The sequence below is a fragment of the Novosphingobium sp. genome (assembly GCF_965214355.1).
In the GTDB taxonomy this organism is placed as follows: Bacteria; Pseudomonadota; Alphaproteobacteria; order Sphingomonadales; family Sphingomonadaceae; genus Novosphingobium.
Map to the genome: position 1 here is coordinate 3,223,265 of NZ_CBDCBI010000002.1, position 19,761 is coordinate 3,243,025.

The window sequence follows — 19,761 nt, forward strand, 5'->3', positions numbered from 1 at the left end:
ACGTCAAACCGCCGAACCAGTCAGCGCACAGTCGTCAGAGATGGATCTTGACGTAGGCGCGGTGATGGTGATGCCAGTGATGGTGATGCCAATGGCGATGATGCCAATAGGCCTCTGCCGGGGTGGCGAGTGCAACCACCGATACGGCCGACAAAACTGCGCCGAGCAGCATTTTGCGTTTGGAATTGATCATGAAGATAGTCCCTCTGTCTTTAGACTGGGCAGTAACCGAATGCGCTGGGCAGGAGAAATCATCAACCCCAACCGCAAAAATGCCTGATGCCAGTGAATGTTCCCGGCTATCGCGCGGCAGGATTACATTGCGGCCTTGACGAATTTCAATGTCATGCGGTCGCTTTCGCCGATCGCGTCGTACTTCGTGTGATCGAATGCGGCATTGTCGGGCTGGCCCGATGGTGCGGACTGGCGCGTCGGGGGCAGTGTCCACACGCCGAACGGATGGTCCTTGGTATCAAGCGGATTGGCGTTTATCTCCGAACGCGCGGCCAGCACGAAGCCGGCTTTCTTCGCCTGTTCGATCACATAGGCTTCGGACAGATAGCCATCGCCTTTCATCGGATCGGCCCCGGGGCGCGCGCGGTGATCCTCGATCGCCATGATCCCGCCCGGTTTCAGCGCGGCGTGAATATCGGCAAACGCCTTGGCGATGAAATTGCCTTCCACCCAATTGTGCGTTTCGCGCGACACCAGCACCAGGTCGACTGTGCCCGGAGGCGCGAGCGGACCCGATTTCGTGCCGAAACCGACGACTTTGACATCGCCATAGACCGCCTTCTGGCCGTATTTCGCCTCGAAATTGGCGCGTCCCTTGCGCGCGCCCGCGCTCGTCGCCGGATTATCCAGATCGGCGCCCGCGGCGATATAGTGCCCGCCGGTGCGCATCAGATACGGCGCCAGGATATCGGTCCACCAGCCACTGCCGGGCTGAATGTCGATCACTGTCATCCCGGGCTTCAGACCCCAGAATTCCAGCGATTCGAGCGGATGACGCGCGCCATCGCGCGCGCGCAGCGCGCCATCGCGCAACGGGCTGTCGATCGCGGTCCGCAACACGGGATCTACCGGCATGGCGCCCTTGTCTGGCGCTGGTGCCGCCATTGCGGGAAGGGCGCCGAGCGCGACGGTAAGCCCGAGGCTGGCAGCAATCAAAATCCGGCGATGATCAATCATGGCACTCACATCCTTCATAACGCACGACCCCTGATACACGCCGCAAGCGCCACCGGTCGAATGAAAAAGCCTTATCGTGTAAAATCGCGCAATTCCGATACAGTGCCTGCATCCAGCCGCCGCAACAACGCAACGACCAGATCGACCGTCTGGTCGAAATCGCGGCGATTGATGATGCCGGTATGGACATGGGTGTACCGGGCGGGGACGACGATATTGATCGTGGGCGCGCCGCCCGCGACGGTCTGCATTTCGGCAGAATCGTCGCCATAGCCCTGCACCAGGTCCACTTGCAGCGGCAGGTTCTGCGCCGCAGCGACCTTGCGCAACAGCGCCGTCAGCTTGCGATTGGGCATCGCGCTGCTGTCGTAGAGGAATACGCCGGGCCCCGCGCCGAGCTTCACCTGCGATTCCTCGAGGTGGGCACCGCCGGCGTCACCGGTCACGCCGCCCTCGATCGCGATCCCGATGTCCGGTTTCACAAGGGCCGTCGCCGCGCGCGCGCCGCGCAGCCCGACCTCTTCCTGGACAGTCGCGACGAAATAGATCTGGTTGGGATGCCCGGCCGATTTCAGGCGTTGCATGGCCATCAACAGGACCGCGCAACCGACGCGGTCATCCCACGCCTTGCCCGCGTAGTTGCCGGTGCCGTTCATGTCCTGAAACGCGCTGTCAGGCACGATCGGATCGCCCGGCGCAATGCCCAGCGCAGCGACTTCGGCCGCCGATCTGGCGCCGGTGTCCAGGAACACCTGATCGCGTTTGATCAGTGCGCTGCGTTCTTCGGTTGTCGCCAGATGGATATCGCGGATCGAACTGACCGCGTGGACCGGGCCCTTGCTGCCGATGATGATCCAGCGTTGCCCGGCCAGCGCCTGATCAAGCCACCCGCCGAGCATCTGCATCGATACGAACCCGTCGGGCGTGACCCGGCGCAACATGCCGCCCAATTCGTCCATATGCGCATCGAGCATGATCCGCGGCCCGCTGCTGCCCTGCCGCGCGATGACCGAACCCAGGCCGTCGAACCGCACGTCGTCGGCCAGCGATTTCATCTGCGGCAGCATGATCGCGCGCACGGGTTCTTCAAACCCTGACGGACCCGGCGCATTGCTCAGATCGCGCAACAGGTCTTGCGCAGGGTCTGCCGACGCGGGCGAAGCACAGCCAAGTAGCAGGGCAGCGACAATCAGGGTTCGCATCGATTTCTCCTCAGGGCCGGGCGTAGACCTGCTTGCCGCCGACATACGTCATGTCGACATGGCCATCGAGAAACGCCTGCGGGTCGGCGTTCAGCGGATCGAACGACAGCACGATCATGTCGGCCAGCTTGCCCGCCTCGATCGTGCCCTTTTCGTGTTCCTCGCGCGACAGATAGGCGCCGTTGGCGGTGTACATGCGGATCGCTTCGGGGCGGCTGACCGCTTCTTCGGCGCCATGCACTGCGCCGCTGGGCCCCTTGCGCGTGATCGCGGCATACAGCCCGACCAACGGCCCGACCGGCAGGTTGTCGCTGCTGAAGGCTACGAAAATACCGAATTTATGCGCCGGCGTGGCAATCGAATTGTTGTGCGCCAGCCGCCAGTCATCGAGCAGCGCGACATAGCGGTTTTCCAGATTGTACAGAAAGTTCGGCTGCTGCGCGATCCAGATGTGGTCACGCGCCATCGTCGCCATCGTCGCTTCGGGCGGCATGATCGTAAAATGGTCGGTGAACCAGCGGCGGTCATCCGGCGCATGGTTGGGGTCGGGAATGGTTTCGAGCGATTTGGCATAGGCGTTGATCGTCTGCACGATCGCGGCATCGCCGATGCAGTGCAGCCCCATCTGCCACCCCAGGCGGTTCGACGTGTCGACCATCTCCTGCAATTCGGCATCGGTATAGCGGCCCTTGCCGCGAAATCCGGGCTGCCCCTTGTAATCGACCAGCATCCACGCAGTCGGCCCGGTAAACCCGCCATCGACCAGGTTTTCACCGATCGCGCCCAGCCGCACGCGATCGTCGCCATAACCGGTGTGATGCGGAAACGATTTCAGCCGCTCCGCGCCGGGGTACGAGATATACAACGTCACGCGCGGCAACTGGTCGCCCATTTCGGCATAAAGCGCACGCGCGCGGGCAAAGGTCATTTCGCCCGGCGCGATTTCCGCACCCGGCGCATCGGCGGCGACACCGCCCTGCCCGACGGGCTCGTCATCGATCTTGCCGCTGGCATCGTGAAAGCTGGTGATGCCGAGCGCCAGAAACCCTTTCAGCGTCTTGATCATCGGCGCCTTCATCTCGCCCCAGGCCGGCCGGGGGATGACGCGCGCCACGATATCCTGCCGCTCGCGGATGATCCCGCCCGGCTCGCCTTTGGCATCGTGTTCGATCAGCCCGCCCTTGGGATCGGGCGTGGTGCGATCGACGCCGGCCAGTTTCAGCGCCAGCGTGCTCGCCACGGCAGAATGCGCGCCGGCGCGCACCAGCAACACCGGGTTATCGGGCGCCGCCGCATCGAGATCGGCACGTGTCAGATTGCGCTTTTCGGCCAGCGCAGCCTCTTGCCAGCCATAACCGGTAATCCATTTGCCGGGCCCGAGTTCGGCCGCTTTCTTGCGCAGCATGTCCTGGATCTCGGTAATCGAATGCGCGACCAGCGGATTGATGTCGCTCGGGCCGACCGGGATCGGATGGAGATGCGCGTCGATGAACCCGGGCATCAGCGTCCGCCCGTGCAGATCGATCACCTGCCCCGCGCTATACCGATCGAGCAGGTTTTCACCGCCGGTCGCCACGATCCGGCCCTTTTTGACTGCCACCGCGCTCTGCACCGAAAACGCCGCATCGACTGTCAGCACTTTGCCGTCATGCAGGATCAGGTCGACCGCTTCCTTGGCATGGGCTGTCATCGGCAGCGCACTGGCGCTCAGCAACAGCGCGCTCAACGCCAGCTTTGCAGTCATCATCACTCATCCCCCGTTTGCAATCCGCGCCCAGCATGGCGCGCACCGCGCGCCGGAGCAAGATGCGCGATACAAATAGGATGCCGGTCCCTCCTGGAGCCTGCGCCAAACGGCGAGGATTCAGAGGTTCAGTCGCTCCCAATCCTGCATCAAATCCGCGCAATCGCCGATGTCGGCGCTGACCGCGGCGACCAGCGCATCGGCATCGCCGGCGACGATCGCGGCGATCGCCTGGCGATGCTGATCGACCAGATTGGCCGTGCCATAGCGGCCATAGACCACCCGCATGAACGGGCCGAACTGCATCCACAGGCTTTCGATCATGCGCAGCGCCAGCGGCAGCGGCGCGGCGCCATAAATCAGCGAATGAAACCGGTGGTTCGAATCCATGTAGGCGCGCACGTCGCCGCCCGCGAGCGCAGCATCGATCGCGGCATCGGCCTGGCGGATCTGGCGCACGACGTCCGGCGTGATGTGCGGCAGCGCGGCGCGCGACACCATCGGTTCGAGCAGGCGGCGCAACTGCATGATTTCCTCGAATCGTACAGGCGTCATGCGCGGCACCATCACCGCGCGCTTCGAACGGATTTCCACCGCGCCCTCGGCCGCGATGCGGCTGAGCGCGTCGCGCACCGGCATCTGGCTGACCCCCATTTCGAGCGCCAGCCCGCGCGTCGAAATGCCCACGCCCGGCGCGATCCGCCCGGTGATCAGCCGCCAGCGCAGGTCTTCATAGACTTTTTCGCGCAAGGATGCGGGGATGTCGCCATCTGCGCCATCGGGGTACGGGTCGGCACTCGTAACGGCTTTCATGCGTTCGATTATCCTGCGCACCGGGTCAAGGGCCGATCGCACTCGGCCAGTAGGGCATGTTCGGCGATCGCATATCTCTTGCCAAGGGACAATATCGCCCTTTTTGTGAAGGCACTTTCCGCCGCATTGACCAGCGACATACCCAAAGGTATCTGTGATCTTAGATTTCGCCAATTGAAAGATCGCAATGGCCCTCCCCAACGCCGCACCTGTGCGCAATTACGATATCCCGGCACTGCGCCAGCTGGACGTTGCGCACCATCTTCCCGCGCAGTCGAGCTATGCGCTGCAAGTTGAACTGGGCGGCAGCCGGATCATCACCCATGCCGCAGGATCGACGATCTATGATGGCGAAGGGCATGCGATTCTCGACGCGATGGCCGGATTGTGGTGCGTCAATGTCGGCTACGGCCGGCCCGAGCTGGTCGAAGTGGCCGCACGGCAGATGGCCGAGCTGCCGTTCTACAACACGTTTTTCCGCACCGCGACCGTGCCGCCGATCGAACTGGCGGCAAAGCTGGCCGGGTTGCTGGGCGGTGACCTTGCGCATGTGTTCTTCAACAACAGCGGGTCGGAATCGAACGACACCGTGTTCCGCCTGGTACGAACCTACTGGACGATGAAGGGGCAGCCCGATCGCACGATCTTCATCAGCCGGCACAACGCCTATCACGGTTCGACCGTGGCCTCGGCCAGCCTTGGCGGCATGGACTACATGCATGTCCAGGGCGGGTTGCCGATCCCGGGCATCGAACACGTGATGCAGCCCTATCCGTTCGTCGACGGGTTCGGCGAAGATCCGGAAGCCTTTGCGACGCGCGCGGCAAACGCGATCGAAGACCGCATCCTGGCGGTCGGCCCGGGCAATGTCGCCGCGTTCATCGGCGAGCCCGTCCAGGGCGCAGGCGGGGTGATCATCCCGCCCGCCAGCTATTGGCACAAGGTCGAGGCGATCTGCCGCAAATACGGCATCCTGCTGGTGTCGGACGAAGTGATCTGCGGCTTTGGACGGCTGGGCAGCTGGTTCGGGTTTCAGCATTTCGGGATCAGCCCCGATATCGTGTCGATGGCCAAGGGGCTGTCATCGGGATACCTGCCGATCTCTGCCACCGCCGTATCGCGCGAGATCGTGGCGACACTGCGCGCCTCGGGCGAGGATTTCGTGCACGGCTTCACGTATTCGGGGCATCCGGTCTGCGCAGCGGTCGCGTTGCGCAATATCCAGATCATCGAGGACGAACATCTGGTCGAACGCACCCGCGACGACACCGGGCCGTATCTCGCCAAAGCGCTGGCCGAGCGCTTGGCGCCGCATCCGCTGGTGGGCGAGGCACGCTCGCTGGGATTGATTGGCGCGGTCGAGATCGTGGGCGAACCGGGCACAAACCGCCGTCATGGCGGGGGAGGATTGGCTGGCCCGATCGTGCGCGACGCCTGTATTGCGCGCGGCCTGATGGTGCGCGCGATCCGTGATTCGATCGTGTTCAGCCCGCCGCTGGTGATCACGCATGCCGAGATCGACCAGCTGGTGGATACGATCCGCACTGCGCTGGATGTGTCGGCCGAGGCACTGGCTGCGCTGGGCTAAGGGTCAAGATACTGTAAGCGATCGAATAACAAACAAACTCCGCTCAGGATGAGCCGATTTGGTGAGGAATAGACATTGAGCGAGGATCGCTGAGATGTCTCTAACCCAACGCCCTCACGCCGACGCCAACAACCCCTTCTGCAACGGCAAGGCGCGCACCCGCTTGCCTGTCGCCGCGAACACCGCATTGGCCAGCGCCGGGAAAATGACTGCGTTGGGTGGTTCGCCCATGCCGCCGGGCTTTTCGTGGTTCTCGATGATCGTCGTGTGGATCACTGGCGCCTCGCTCATGCGCAGCACGCGGTAATCGTTGTAGTTCGACTGTTCGACCTGGCCATTGGCGATGGTGATTTCGCCATAGAGCGCGGCTGACGATCCGAAGATCACCCCGCTGTCGATTTGCGCCATCACGCCCGACGGATTGATTGCATGGCCGCAATCGACTGCCACGGTCACGCGCTTGACGGTGATCTGGTGATCCTTGTCCACCGCGATTTCGGCGACCGCGGCCATATAGGTTTCCCACAAATGGATCACCGCGACGCCGCGCCCGGTCCCGGCCGCAGGTTTTTCGGCCCAGCCCGACTGATCGCGCGCCTTTTCCAGCACCGCGCGCGCGCGCGGGTCATCCATGTGCGCCAGGCGCCAGGCGATCGGGTCTGCATTCAGCGAATGCGCCAGTTCGTCCACCGCGCATTCCATCACGAACGCACTGCGCAAGGGGCCCACGCCGCGCCACCAGCTGGTGGGGACCAGGCTTTCCTGCTGCTGGAATGTCACCTTGCGCGCAGCGGCGGGATAGATCGGCGTGATCGCGCCCTCGACCGCGTCTTCGTCGATGCCCTTGAACGCGCCGCCCATCAGCCGCGCCATGATCGACGATCCCGCGATCTTGTGTTCCCACGCCGCAATCTTGCCATCGGCGCCGACCGCGATGTCGATATGGTCGGCATAGGCCGGGCGATACCAGTCATGCGCGGTGTCTTCTTCGCGCGTCCAGATCAATTTGACCGGGAACGGCACCTGCTTGGCCAGATCGACGCAGCGCTCGACCATGTCGGCTTCCAGTCGCCGGCCGAAACCGCCGCCCATCAGGCGGTTATGCACGGTCACCTTTTCGATCGGCAGGCCCAGCCGCGTGGCGGCCGCCTTGCGCGCGTCGGACGGGATCTGCGTGCCGGTCCAGATCGTGCATTGCCCGTCGTGGACATGCGCGACGCAATTGGCCGGCTCCATCGTCGCGTGCGCCAGGAACGGCTGCGTATAGGTCGCGCTGAACCGGTGTGCGGCGCCTTTGCGCGAAGCCTCCAGATCGCCCGACGTTGCTGCGACAAAGCCGGGCTTGTCGAGCGCAGCGGTAATCGCACCGATGATCTGCGCGTGTTGCGCGCCGCTCAATTCGGACTTGGCCGTCCATTGCACATTGGCCGCGGCCAGACCCTGGCGCACGGCCCAGGTGTTGTCACCCAGGATATAGACCACGTCATCGCCGCGGATCAGGCCGGTCACGCCGGCAATCTTGCGCGCCGCGGCTTCGTCCACGCTGGCCAGCTTGCCGCCGAACACCGGGCTGACCTGGATCCCTGCAAATTTCATGCCCGGCACAAACACGTCGATGCCGTATTCGGCCGTGCCGCGTGCCTTGGCCGCGCCATCGAGCCGGCGGTGCGATTTGCCGATCACGCTATAAGCAGAGGCCGGCCGCACGAGCGCGATCGTCGGCAAGGGCGCCGCCGCAGCCGCCGCGACCAGCGCGGCATAAGGCAGCACCTTGCCGCTGGCGGTGTGGACCACCGCACCGTCATGCGCGTCGCATTCGGTCACGGGCACGCCCCATTGTTTCGCACCCGCGGTCACAAGGGCAACACGCGCCGTGGCGCCGGCATTGCGCAAAGGCAGCCACAGGTCACGCACCGAGGTCGATCCGCCGGTGCCCTGGTCGACCGGCTTGAACCGCGCGGCATCGCCATCGGGTATCGACACGATGACGTCCTCGGGTTTGACCGCCAGCTCTTCGGCGGCGATCATCGTGATCGTGGTGAGGATGCCCTGGCCCATTTCGGTCTTGGGCAGGGCCAGTGTCACCCGCCCCTGGCTATCGACACCGAGCCAGCCTGTCGCGGCAAGCGCGGGCCCGGCAACAGCATCGGCCGCCCGGGCCCGCACGGCGCCCAGCGTCATCGGGATAACCAGCGATACGGCGCCCGATCCGGCCAGGACCTGGCGGCGGGTTGCGGCAAAGTTCGAACCGGCGGTCATGCTTTCTCTCCCGCATGGATCTGCGCCGCGCGGTGGATCGCGGCACGAATGCGCGGATATGTCCCGCAGCGGCAGATATTGCCCGACATGCCCGCATCGATCGCGGCATCATCGGGCTTGGGATTGTCCTTGATCAGCGAGGCTGCCGCGATGATCTGGCCCGGCTGGCAATAGCCGCACTGCACCACATCGACTTCGTCCCACGCCGAAACCAGCGCCTTGCCCAGCGGTTGCTGCGTCAGGCCCTCGATCGTGGTGATCGATTTGCCGACAGCCTCGGAGGCCGGTGTCTGGCACCCGAACACGCGCGTCCCGTCGATCAGCACACTGCACGCGCCGCACAGGCCTGCCGCACAGCCGAATTTCGTCCCCGTCATCCGCGCCACATCGCGCAGCAGCCACAACAGCGGCATCTCGGGCGCGGCGTCATAGGTGCGTTTTTCACCATTGATGGTCAGCGTGACAGACATTTCAAACCCCGAATTTCGTACGATCGTCCAGCATTTCGCAGCAAGCACATGCCGGTGTCAAGCACGCGCTGATCCGCGAATTTCAGCCATGTTTTTCGAACTATAGTACAGCCGGGACATATCTCGGCAGGCGTGCCGTTCCCTGTGCGTCCATGTAAGCTGGGCGATCGATCGTTTTTCCATTTGCCCTGGCGGTTCGCGGTGGATACCAGATCCGCGATGAGGCGATCCGGAGAGGTTTCGGCATGACATATACCAGCTTGTTGAACCTGAGCACCTCGGCCGGCTATCTCGACGCCAGCGGTTATCCCGTGGTGGCTGGCGAACTCGTCCAGATCCAGGGCAGCAACACCAGCGGCAACACGATCATCGGTTCGCCCAACGACGATACGATCTCGACGTACGGCATGGGCGACGCCATCCATGCCGGCGCCGGCAATGACACAGTCACGATCTATGTCAACGGCACGATCTTAGGCACTTATGACGGCGGCAGCGGGACCAACGTCCTGTCCTTTGTCAACACCACCCCGGTGAACCTGGCCGACGTCAACTTTTCCAATTTCCAGGGGTTCCTTGCGCAGCTGGGTGATGAGATCGATCTGACCAGTGCCCAGCTGTCATGGACCATAGTCGGCGGTGGCACGTTCAAGCTGCTCGATAGCGGCAACGTGACGCTGTCCGGCAATGCCGGATCGCTGCTCGGTCCTTATGGAACCCAGGTCACGATCGAACTGTCCGATGCAGGCAATACTTTGAACCTGGCGAATTATGCCGCTACCATAACTGTCGGCGGCGGCGCCGGGAATGATACGATCATCTGTTCCGACTATGGCAACATGGGTGTCAGCGGCGGCGCCGGAAACGACCTGATCGTGGCCGCCGAAGACCCCGGCATTTCGGACAACATCGACGGCGGCACAGGCGACAACACCCTGATCTTTACCGGCGCGATGACCAACTACACCATCAAGAACGGCGGCGGCGGCAGTCTGTATATCTCGGACCCGTCGGGCAACGCGTACACTGTGGCAAACATCCAGACACTGGTCTTCGCCGATGGCACGGACAGCCTGCAGAGCGGCGCGACCATCCTGGCCAAATCGTCGGGCAGCCTGTCGGTTACCAGCGGCAACACCTATGTCATTTCGGCCGCGACGGGGCCTTACGCGATCAAGGGATCGGGCGCGATCGTCGTGCTGTCCGACAGCAATGCCACGACCACCGGCAACAGCGACAGCCTCTTCATCAACACGTCCAATGCGACGCTGGCCGTATCCGGATCGCTCGACAGCGTCGTGGCCGTCGCGCAGGACGAGGCGATCTCGATCGGCGGCAATGGCCAGGGCGCAACGACCGCCGATACAGTCACGCTGACCCAGGGCCAGGGCAGCACCGTGACAGTGGGGGACAACGCCAATGTCGCCGTGACAGGACCGGGCGCGACCCTGAAGGGTGGAAAGTCGGACACAGTGGCGCTTGCCGGCGGCAACGGGATCATCACTCTGGCGGGCGCCGGCGACAACCTGAACCTGTCGGCCACAGCGGGCGCCTGGGACACGGCGACGGCGAACAATGCGAATGTCCAGTTGGCAAATGCGCAGGCAGGCCTGCATGGCGGCGGCAATACCATCACATTTTCAGGGGGGGCTTCGGGCAATGTCGTCGGCCTGTACGACACGGCCGGAAACTGGGACAATGTCACTGCGACGGGCGACGAAACCGTCTATCTGACCAATGCGCAGGCAGCAATCACCGGCGGTGGTGAGGCGATCAGCTTTGCCGGCGGCACCGGCAATGTCGCGGGGCTGTATGACACCGGCGGCGCCTGGGACAGTGTTTGGGCGCCGGGCGCTGATACCGTCTACCTGACCAGCGCGCAGGCCGCGGTCGCCGGCGGTGGCGACACGATCAGCTTTGCCGGCGGCACCGGCAATGTCGTGGGCCTTTACGACACCGCCGGCGCGTGGGACAGCGTGTGGGCGCCCGGCGGCGAGACCGTGTACCTGACCAGCGCGCAGGCCGCGATCACCGGCGGCGGCAATACGATCAGCTTTGCCGGCGGGTCCGGCAATGTCGTCGGATTGTACAACACCGGCGACGCCTGGGACAGCGTGTGGGCGCCCGGCGGCGCAACCATCTACCTGACCAATGCAGATGCGGCGATCACTGGTGGCGGTGACAGCATCAGCTTTACCGGCGGCTCTGCCGGCATTGCCGGGTTGTACGACACCGGCGGCACGGCCGACACGATCTGGGCGCCGGATCGCGAAACGATCTTTTTCACCAGCGCGCAAGCCATCGTCACCGGCGGTGGCAACGATATCAGCTTTGCCGGCGGTACGGGCAATGTCGCGACGCTGCGGGCCACCAATGGGGTGGCCGACAATGTCTGGGCGCCGGGCGGCACCGTGAACCTCATCAGCGCGCAGGCGACTGTCACCGGCATCGCCGACACCGTTACGTTCGCCGGCGACAGCTCGGTCATCCTGAACGGCGCGCAGAAGACGCTGGCGTTTTCGGCGGGCATCGGCGGGCATGACGTAGTCAACGGATTTGACGCGAGCGATACGCTGCAGGTTGCCGCATCGGATTTCACCAACTGGGCCTGGCTGCTCAATTCGGGCGATATTGCGCAGGTCGGCGCCGACACGGTGATCACGCTCGATGCCGCAGATACGATCAGACTAACGGGCGTGACCGCGTCCAGCCTGACATCGGCGCAATTCCATTTTGTCTGAGATCGCCGGGCCGCAACCTTGAGCTCAGAGCGGCATGGGCATTCAAGGCTGCTTGTGACAGACTTGGCGATTGATTGACCGGGTCTGGCGCCGCTGATACCTCTCGCGTCAATGTTTGCGCCGCGATCCAACGAGCGGGCAGGACCGGGCGGCGAAGATACCAGCCGCTTTCCCAGCTCCTATTACGCTGCCACCAGTGGCCCGCCGATCGATGCGCCGGCGCTGGATGGCGATGGCGTGTCCGATTTCTGCGTGATCGGCGGCGGGTTTGCCGGGCTTGGCGCGGCGCTGGCGCTGGCACGGATGGGCCGGACGGTGCGGCTGGTCGAAATGGGCCCGATCGGCTGGGGCGCCTCGGGGCGCAACGGCGGGCAGGTGCATGTCGGGTGGCACCAGGAGCAGCCATGGCTTGAGCAAAAACTTGGGCTCGAAACGGCACGCCAAATGTGGCGCGCGGCGCTGGAGGCGCGCGATCATCTCGATACGCTGATCGCGCTTGATCCCGACGCCTGCGACTATCGACAGGGCCTGGTCCATGCCGATCATCGCGCCGGAAATGTCATCGCCACACACGCCCATGTCGCAATGATGCGCGATCGCTATGGCTATGACAGCCTGACCCTGGTGTCGCGTGACGAAATGCGTGCCACAATCGCGAGCGACGATTACCATGGGGGCAGTTTCGACGCGCGCGGCGGCCATCTCCACCCGCTGAAACTGGCGCAGGCGATGGCGCGCGCGGCGCAGGCCGCGGGCGCGGTGGTGCATGCGCAGACGCGCTGCCTTGCGCTGAAACAGGCCGCCGATGGCTGGCATGTCACCACGCCCAATGGCACGATCCGCGCAGGTCAGGTGCTCGACGCGACCGGCGCCTATGCGCGCGCGCTCGTGCCGCAGGGCGATGCGCGCGTGCTGCCGATCAACAACTATATCGCGACCACTGCGCCGCTCGATCCGGCGCGTGCGACGGGCCTGATCCGCAATGGTGCGGCGGTATCCGACGGGCGCTATGTCGTCTATTATTTCCGCGTGACGCCCGATCATCGGCTGCTGTTCGGCGGTGGCGAAAGCTATGGCCTGGGCATGCCGCACGATATCGCGGCAACCGTGCGGCCCCATATGCTGCGCATTTTCCCGCAATTGGCCGACGTGGCGATCAGCCATGCCTGGGGCGGGACGCTGGCGATTTCACCCAACCGCCTGCCGTTCGTGATCGAGCCGCGCCCCGGCCTGTTTGCGCTCAACGGGTTTTCGGGGGTCGGCGTGGTCCTGGCGCCGTGGCTGGGCCGGGCAATCGGGCAAGCCATGGCGGGTGCTGTCAATAGCGGCTATGACCTGTTGCGGCGCCTGCCTTCCCCACGGTTTCCCGGGGGGCCGTGGTTGCGGTGGCCGACCCAGGCCCTGGCCATGCAATTCATGGCGCTGCGCGATCGAATTTGACGAGATGCCGCGCGCGACCCAACACGGAACGACCCAGACATGACCGACACCACGACCACAAACAGCGAAACCTTTGCCGAATGGCTGCGCGCGCGCGGCATCAGCGAAGTCGAATGCCTCGTCCCCGATATCAACGGCGTGGTGCGCGGCAAAGTGTTTCCCGCCGACAAATTCGTATCGTCGGCCGGCAGCATGAGCCTGCGCCTGCCCTCGAGTGTGTTTTCGGTGACGATCACCGGCGACTATGCCGATACCGATGTCGACGATTTCCTCTATCGCGACCCCGATGTGTCGCTGCGCCCCGATATCCGCTCGATCTGCGTTGCGCCGGGGTTTCGCACGCCGACCGCGTTTGTCGTGGCCGATGCGCTGCACAAGGATGGCGCGCCATTCGAAATCGCGCCGCGCTATGTGTTGCAAAGCGTGCTCGACCGGTTTGCCGCGATCGGCTGGACGATGGTCGTCGCGCCCGAGCTTGAATTCTATCTGACCGAGATCAATTCCGACCCCGATCTGCCGATCGTTCCGCCGCGTGGCCGCTCGGGCCGGACGGAAAGCTCGCCGCAGCCCTATGGCCTTGAATCGGTCAACGAGTTCGAAGACATCATCGAGGAAATCTACGACAATTCGGAAATCGCCTCGCTGCAACTCGATACGATGATCCATGAAAGCGGCACTGCGCAGCTGGAAATCAATTTCAACCACGGCGAACCGATCGGGCTGTGCGACCAGGTCACGATCTTCAAACGCATCGTCCGCCAGGTCGCGCTGAAACACGGCGTCTATGCCACGTTCATGGCCAAGCCGATGGAAAGCCAGCCGGGCAGCGCGATGCACCTGCATATCTCGGCACAGGACAGCGAAGGCACCAATCTGTTCGGCAACGAGGCCGGCATCACACAGGAATTCAGCCATTTCGTCGGCGGGCTGCAGCGCTATCTGCCTGAAATCGCGCCGCTGTTTGCGCCCAATGTCAATTCGTTCCGCCGCATGCGCCCGGCGCACAGTGCGCCGATCAACGTCCAATGGGGCCATGACAACCGCAGCTGCGGCTTGCGCATTCCCACCTCCAGCCCGCAGAACACGCGGATCGAAAACCGCCTGCCCGGCGCCGATGCCAACCCCTACATCGCGATCGCGGCAACGCTTGCGGCCGGGTTCATCGGCCTGCGCGACAAGATCGCGCCGCTGCCGCTGATCACCAGCAATGCCTATCTGGAACCGCGCACATTGCCGCGCAATCTCGATGCCGCACTGAAACAGATGATCGCGTGCCAGCCGATCATGGATCTGCTTGGCGAGAATTTCATCCGTGCGTTCTACGAGATCAAGATGAACGAGCTCGCCGCCTATGACGAGGTCATCAGCTCGTGGGAACGCGACCACTTGTTGCTCAAGGCATGACGATGATCCGCAGCCGCCGCAATCTGTTCTAAGACATCGGCCTCGCCGCAAGTGATGCGTGAGGACAAGGATCTGGATTGGGGCGTGCCACGCACAGTGGTCCGGCGCGGATTTTCCAGGTTGACCCCGCCGCCCCGCCCGCTTATGTGCCCGGCCTGCCCATGCAACGGCCCCGCCAATGCAAAGCGGCCCTTCGGGGCGGAGTAGCTCAGCCGGTTAGAGCAGCGGAATCATAATCCGCGTGTCGGGGGTTCGAGTCCCTCCTCCGCTACCATTTTTCAAAACCGCGACGCGCTCAACCGTTCCACCATAGGCACAACAACTGGCGCTTCATCGACATATCCAGCTCGAATTTCGCCGATCCTTTTAGACTAGTGGGACAAGTCTGCCGTCCACAAGCCCAATGCGAAGGCCAACCACTTACAGGAGGCGCCAATTGGCGCAGCTTTCAGCGTCCTGCCGTGGAATGAGCAAGCTTGCGCTGACAGCAGGCCGGCCGGCATGTGTAGGGCGGCCGATAAGGAACAGCTGTCATCCGTCCGACTTCGAGATGCAATCGAGCATTCAAATGTGAGGCGTATCAAGCCGAGCGGGCGGCGCAGCGCCTTGCCGCTACATCGTCAACGGCTGGTCATAGCCGGTCAGTTCCAGATAGCCGCGCCCGCCCTTCGTGCGCACGGCACCTTCCCAATAGACGGGCAGCCCGCTGCGCCGGGAGTCCAGTTCCTGCGCGGCAAACAGCGAGGTCAATTGCCAGTGCAGCGTGCCATGGGCGGTGCGGACGCCCAGATCCTGCCGCACCGGATAGACGGCACCCGTGGCAGCACTGCGCCAGGTCGCCAACGGGCGAAAGCTGACACCGTCCGGCCCCAGCACAATGGTCGTGCCATCGGCCCGGCGCAGCGCGCCACCCGCCCACACCGTGCCGCCACCCCTGCGCCGCATGCGAAACGCCATCAGCGCAGAACCATCATCGAAATTGATCCCGGTCCAGTCCCAGCCTTGCGCATCGGGCGCGAGGTATTGTGATGACCATTCGCGGTCCAGCCACGCTTCTCCGGTAACGGCCACGGTCCTGTCGCCGCGCTGCACGTTGCCCGTGACCCGCAAGTGCGGGATCGAATAGTAATAGCTGGCCTCGTCGGGGCGCGGTCCCTTGCGGCTGTATCCGCCCTGCCCCTGCAACAACGGCGGTTGGGTGGGTTGCATCGCCAGCGTTAGCGCAAAGCCGTCTGCGGCGACATGCGTCTGCCACCCGCCATTGGCCTTTCGCTGCAAGCGCCAGTCGCGCAGGGCCACATCGGCATCGCCAACCGCCGCCGACGCCAGGCCAAAGCCTTCGCGCGCGGTGCGTTCGCCGTGCAACAGGTGGCCGGTTGCCGGGTCGGACAGCGCGACATGCGCAAACAGCAATTGCCGCGCGGCAAACCGGCTGGGGTTGCGCGCATCGACCGGCGGCCGGGTGCGGAAAAATGTCACCTGAAACCCCAGGTCGTGGCCATCGGCGGTGCGTAGCCAGCCAGTGACATACCACCATTCGGTGCGAAATTGCTGGTGGGCGCCGTGATCGGCGGGGAAATGCAGGACCACACCCGGGCGCACGGCGGGGTAAGGCGCGGCCGCAACCAACGCCATTGCGGCGAACAGGCTTGCCGTGCAGCGCATCACCAATCCTCCCGCACCGACTGGATGGCGCTTTTTGCAGTAGCGCGTCGCCCCGCCAACAGGGCGGTGGCCGCGGCCGCCCCAATCAGCGCCACTGCCACGCCCAGCAGCGTGCCCAGCGGAATGCGCGTGGTCATCGTCCAATGGAACGACTGCGGATTGATCACATGGATCAGCACCTGGGCGAGCATCAGGCCAAGCCCGATTCCCGCCAGCGCGCCGGTCAGGCCCACGATCGCGCCTTCGATCCCCAGCATGGCCAGCAACTGGCCCCGCGTGACGCCCAGATGCCGCAACATGCCAAATTCGCGTTCGCGCGCGATCGTCTGCGCCGAAACGGTCGCCGCCACACCGGCCAGACCCACCAGAATGGCGATCGCTTCCAGCAGATATGTCACGGCAAAGCTGCGATCGAACAACGTCAGCGCAAATTGTCGCAGGATCGCGGGCTGGGTCAGTTCGGTCTGGGCCCGCAACGCAGGCGGTAACGCCGCGATCAGCGCGCGGCCCGTGCCCGCCGCATTTGTGCCGGGCTTCAGCATCGCGGCCACCTGATCGCGCCCGTCATCGCCGGTCAGATGCTGATAGACCCGTTCGTCGATCACCACCGCACCCGCCTGGCGCCCGTAATCGCGCCAGACCCCGGCGACCGTAAAGCGCGTGCCCGCCGCAATCGGCAGCACGATCCGGTCGCCCGGTTTCCAGCCATAGATCCGCTGCGCCGGTTCCGACACCCAGACCGCCAGTTCTCCTGCGGGCAGAACAGGTGCGCGCGCCATCACCGCCGGCAGCGGATCGGCGCCATCGCGCAACGGCCGCGCAATCAGGCTGAGCGGCGGGCGATCGGCGCTGATGGTCAGCGGCAACTGGCGGCTGAACACCAGGCTGGCAATGCCCGGGGTGTGCGCCAACCGGGCGCGCGTGGCGGGATCGAAACTGGCCCCCGCCGTGGTGCGCGCATACAGGTCTGCGCCCAGCACATCGCCCAGCCAGTCGGCCACCGCGCCGCGAAAGCTCGTGACCATTGTTGCCATCGCGATCATCAGCGCAGTCGAGGCGACAATGCCGCACAAGGCGGTGGCCGCAGTGCCCGGTGCCCCGTGCAAATGGCGCACCGCCAGCAGCGCGGGCACCGGCCCGCGCGGCAATCGTGCCAGCGGCGTCAGCAAAACGCGCGCAAACCACGGCACACCCACCACGCCGCCTGCCAGCATCAGTGCCATCCCGGCAAAGCCAAACAGCGGCAGCCCGGCAACCGGGGGCAAGACAGCAGTGACCACGCCTGCAACCATCAGCGCCAGCATCGGCCACCAGGCCACCGGCTGGCGTGGATCGAGCATGTCGCCCGCGTTTTTCAACGCCGCAGCGGGCGCAGCCCTTGCAGCCACGCGCCCGGGCAAGGCACTGCCAAGCCCGGCCGCCAGCACGCCCAGCGCAAAGAAACAAAGCGCGGCACCCGGCTGAAACACCACATGCGCGGCGCCGCCATCGTGGAAATAGCCTGCGCCCAGATCGCCGCCAAACCAGCGCAGCGCGGCCCACGCCAGCGCATACCCCGCGGCCAGACCCGCAGCGGCCCCGATCACCCCGACCGCCAGCCCCTCGGCCAGCACCGCTGCGACCACGCCGCCGCGCGGCATGCCCAGCGTGCGCAACAGGGCAAAGGCGCGCTGGCGCCGCACTACTGACAGCGATTGCGCCGAATAGACCAGGAACCCGCCGGTCAACAGCGCAACCAGCGCCAGCATGTCGAGATTGACGCGATAGGCGCGCGACAGCGCATCGCCTTGCGCGTTTTGTGCGGCGGGCGTGGACAGCATGGCCGTGGGGGGCAAAGCAGCGCGCAACGCCGCCTCTGCCAGCGCGCGATCCGCCAGTTCCAGATCGATGCGGTCGATCCGGCCCAGCCGGCCAAACCGCCATTGCACGGCCGCGATGTCCATCACACCGATCGCAGTGGCATCGTCCGCACCCGCCAGCGTGCCCGCCACCCGCAACGGCACCGCATGGCCATTGGCGACGACCACGACTTGCACGCCCACATGCACCCCGGCGTCGGCCATGGCGCGATGCGACAGGAACAGCGCGGCTTCGTCAAACGCGGTTTCCGCATTGCCGCCGCCCAGCCCGCGTGGCCGGATGCCGATCAAGGCGGGGGTCACCTCGGCTGCGCGCATCACATCGAGCCCCAGCAGCGTGATCCGCGCCTTGCCCAGCTGTGCCGTCAGGCTGACCACCGGGCTGGCATCGGCCACGCCCGGCGTCTGCGCCACTTTCGGATAAAGCGCCTCGTCAAAGCCAAGCGGACTGCTGGCGCGAACGGACAGTTCGGCCGCGCCGCTGACCCCGCGCATCGCGCCATCAAACGAGGCGAGCGCAGACCCATTGACCAGGTGAACGGCAAAACCCAGCGCGACGCCCACCGCAATGGCAACAGCGGTCAGCGCAAAGCGCGCCGGGTGAAATCGCCATTCCCCGCCGATCAGCCAGCGCAGCGCCAGCCGGCCTGCCAGCAGGCCGGGTTCAGACGCGATCATCCGCCACCAACCCGTCGCTACCCAGGCGCAATACGCGGTCGGCAATCGCCGCGCAGGCGTGCGAATGCGTCACCATCACCCCGGCCGCGCCATGGCTGCGCACGGCATCTGCAAACAGTGCCAGCACTTTGGCAGCCGTACCCGGATCGAGATTGCCGGTCGGCTCGTCGGCCAGGATCAGCGCCGGGCGATGCACCAGCGCGCGCGCAATCGCGACGCGCTGCAATTCCCCGCCCGATAGATCGCGCGCGTAACCCATGCCGCGCCCGCCAAGCCCGACCGCATCGAGCGTCGCCTCTGCCCGCGCCTCCGCCGCAGCGGCATCGCACGACACCAGCGCCAGCGGCAACGCGACATTCTGGCGCAAAGTCAGATAAGGCAGAATGTGAAAGGCCTGAAACACAAAGCCGACCCGTTCGCGCCGCAGCCGCGTCCGCGCGGTCTCGTCCAGCGCGGCAAGATCCGTGCCATCGATCTTGATGCGGCCTTCGTCGGCCAGGTCCAGCCCGGCCAGCAGATTGAGCAGTGTCGATTTGCCCACCCCGGATTCGCCAACCACGGCCACGAGTTCACCGGCCGCCACCGCCAGATCAAGACCCTGAAACAGGCGGCGCGGCCCCGGCACCGACTTGCCCAGCGCATGCACCTGCAGAATAGGATTGCCGTCGATCATCGCTGATGGTGGCGTATTGCAGGCGTCACAGCAA

Annotated in this window: 14 protein-coding genes and 1 tRNA gene; 5 read left to right on the forward strand and 10 right to left on the reverse strand. The window is 64.9% G+C overall.

What is annotated here, in order from left to right; genetic code table 11:
- Positions 1 to 34: 34 nt before the first annotated feature.
- The 5 genes from ACOOE2_RS14990 to ACOOE2_RS15010 form a co-directional block, all read right to left on the reverse strand.
- Entirely contained in the window at positions 35 to 193 is a 159-nt protein-coding gene (locus ACOOE2_RS14990; protein WP_420383790.1) for a hypothetical protein, read from the reverse strand.
- 122 nt (positions 194 to 315) lie between these two features.
- Complete coding sequence (locus ACOOE2_RS14995; protein ID WP_420383791.1) at positions 316 to 1,191, reverse strand: class I SAM-dependent methyltransferase; 876 nt, start codon at positions 1,189 to 1,191, stop codon at positions 316 to 318.
- A 71-nt stretch (positions 1,192 to 1,262) separates the two neighbouring features.
- The gene (locus ACOOE2_RS15000; RefSeq protein ID WP_420383792.1) at positions 1,263 to 2,393 is read right to left on the reverse strand and encodes a M42 family metallopeptidase; all 1,131 of its coding nucleotides are present in this window, start codon (positions 2,391 to 2,393) and stop codon (positions 1,263 to 1,265) included.
- A 10-nt stretch (positions 2,394 to 2,403) separates the two neighbouring features.
- Positions 2,404 to 4,140 (reverse strand): amidohydrolase, encoded by a 1,737-nt coding sequence (locus tag ACOOE2_RS15005; protein ID WP_420383793.1) that lies wholly within the window; start codon positions 4,138 to 4,140, stop codon positions 2,404 to 2,406.
- 117 nt (positions 4,141 to 4,257) lie between these two features.
- Complete coding sequence (locus tag ACOOE2_RS15010; RefSeq protein WP_420383794.1) at positions 4,258 to 4,950, reverse strand: GntR family transcriptional regulator; 693 nt, start codon at positions 4,948 to 4,950, stop codon at positions 4,258 to 4,260.
- A gap of 187 nt (positions 4,951 to 5,137) precedes the next feature.
- Between ACOOE2_RS15010 and ACOOE2_RS15015 the strand changes: the two genes are divergently transcribed.
- Positions 5,138 to 6,538: an aminotransferase gene (locus ACOOE2_RS15015; protein WP_420383795.1), complete on the forward strand. Its 1,401-nt coding sequence runs from the start codon at positions 5,138 to 5,140 to the stop codon at positions 6,536 to 6,538.
- Between the two features lie 114 nt (positions 6,539 to 6,652).
- Here ACOOE2_RS15015 and ACOOE2_RS15020 read toward each other — a convergent pair whose 3' ends face one another.
- Together ACOOE2_RS15020 and ACOOE2_RS15025 are read right to left on the reverse strand one after the other, a co-directional pair.
- Positions 6,653 to 8,797, reverse strand: coding sequence for a molybdopterin cofactor-binding domain-containing protein (locus ACOOE2_RS15020; RefSeq protein ID WP_420383796.1), 2,145 nt, complete (start codon positions 8,795 to 8,797; stop codon positions 6,653 to 6,655).
- Positions 8,794 to 9,267 (reverse strand): (2Fe-2S)-binding protein, encoded by a 474-nt coding sequence (locus ACOOE2_RS15025; RefSeq protein WP_420383797.1) that lies wholly within the window; start codon positions 9,265 to 9,267, stop codon positions 8,794 to 8,796. Before ACOOE2_RS15025 ends, ACOOE2_RS15020 begins: the two co-directional genes overlap by 4 nt.
- 245 nt (positions 9,268 to 9,512) lie before the next feature.
- On the opposite strand from ACOOE2_RS15025, the gene ACOOE2_RS15030 reads away from it, so the two are divergent.
- The 4 genes from ACOOE2_RS15030 to ACOOE2_RS15045 all read left to right on the forward strand — a co-directional run bounded on the left by ACOOE2_RS15030 (position 9,513) and on the right by ACOOE2_RS15045 (position 15,126).
- Entirely contained in the window at positions 9,513 to 12,008 is a 2,496-nt protein-coding gene (locus ACOOE2_RS15030; RefSeq protein WP_420383798.1) for a beta strand repeat-containing protein, read from the forward strand.
- A gap of 111 nt (positions 12,009 to 12,119) precedes the next feature.
- Positions 12,120 to 13,448 (forward strand): NAD(P)/FAD-dependent oxidoreductase, encoded by a 1,329-nt coding sequence (locus ACOOE2_RS15035; protein ID WP_420383799.1) that lies wholly within the window; start codon positions 12,120 to 12,122, stop codon positions 13,446 to 13,448.
- A gap of 39 nt (positions 13,449 to 13,487) precedes the next feature.
- Complete coding sequence (locus ACOOE2_RS15040) at positions 13,488 to 14,852, forward strand: glutamine synthetase family protein (protein WP_420383800.1); 1,365 nt, start codon at positions 13,488 to 13,490, stop codon at positions 14,850 to 14,852.
- A gap of 197 nt (positions 14,853 to 15,049) precedes the next feature.
- Positions 15,050 to 15,126: transfer RNA gene (locus ACOOE2_RS15045), tRNA-Met, on the forward strand.
- 338 nt (positions 15,127 to 15,464) lie between these two features.
- Here ACOOE2_RS15045 and ACOOE2_RS15050 read toward each other — a convergent pair.
- From ACOOE2_RS15050 to ACOOE2_RS15060, 3 genes are read right to left on the reverse strand one after another with little or no spacing between them, the layout of a single operon-like run.
- Complete coding sequence (locus ACOOE2_RS15050) at positions 15,465 to 16,517, reverse strand: lipocalin-like domain-containing protein (RefSeq protein WP_420383801.1); 1,053 nt, start codon at positions 16,515 to 16,517, stop codon at positions 15,465 to 15,467.
- The gene (locus tag ACOOE2_RS15055; protein ID WP_420383802.1) at positions 16,517 to 19,054 is read right to left on the reverse strand and encodes an FtsX-like permease family protein; all 2,538 of its coding nucleotides are present in this window, start codon (positions 19,052 to 19,054) and stop codon (positions 16,517 to 16,519) included. The genes ACOOE2_RS15050 and ACOOE2_RS15055 overlap by 1 nt, the downstream gene beginning before the upstream one ends.
- Positions 19,041 to 19,727 carry an ABC transporter ATP-binding protein gene (locus ACOOE2_RS15060; RefSeq protein WP_420383803.1) on the reverse strand — a complete coding sequence of 229 codons (687 nt, stop codon included), beginning with the start codon at positions 19,725 to 19,727 and terminating at the stop codon, positions 19,041 to 19,043. The genes ACOOE2_RS15055 and ACOOE2_RS15060 overlap by 14 nt, the downstream gene beginning before the upstream one ends.
- Positions 19,728 to 19,761 lie beyond the last annotated feature (34 nt).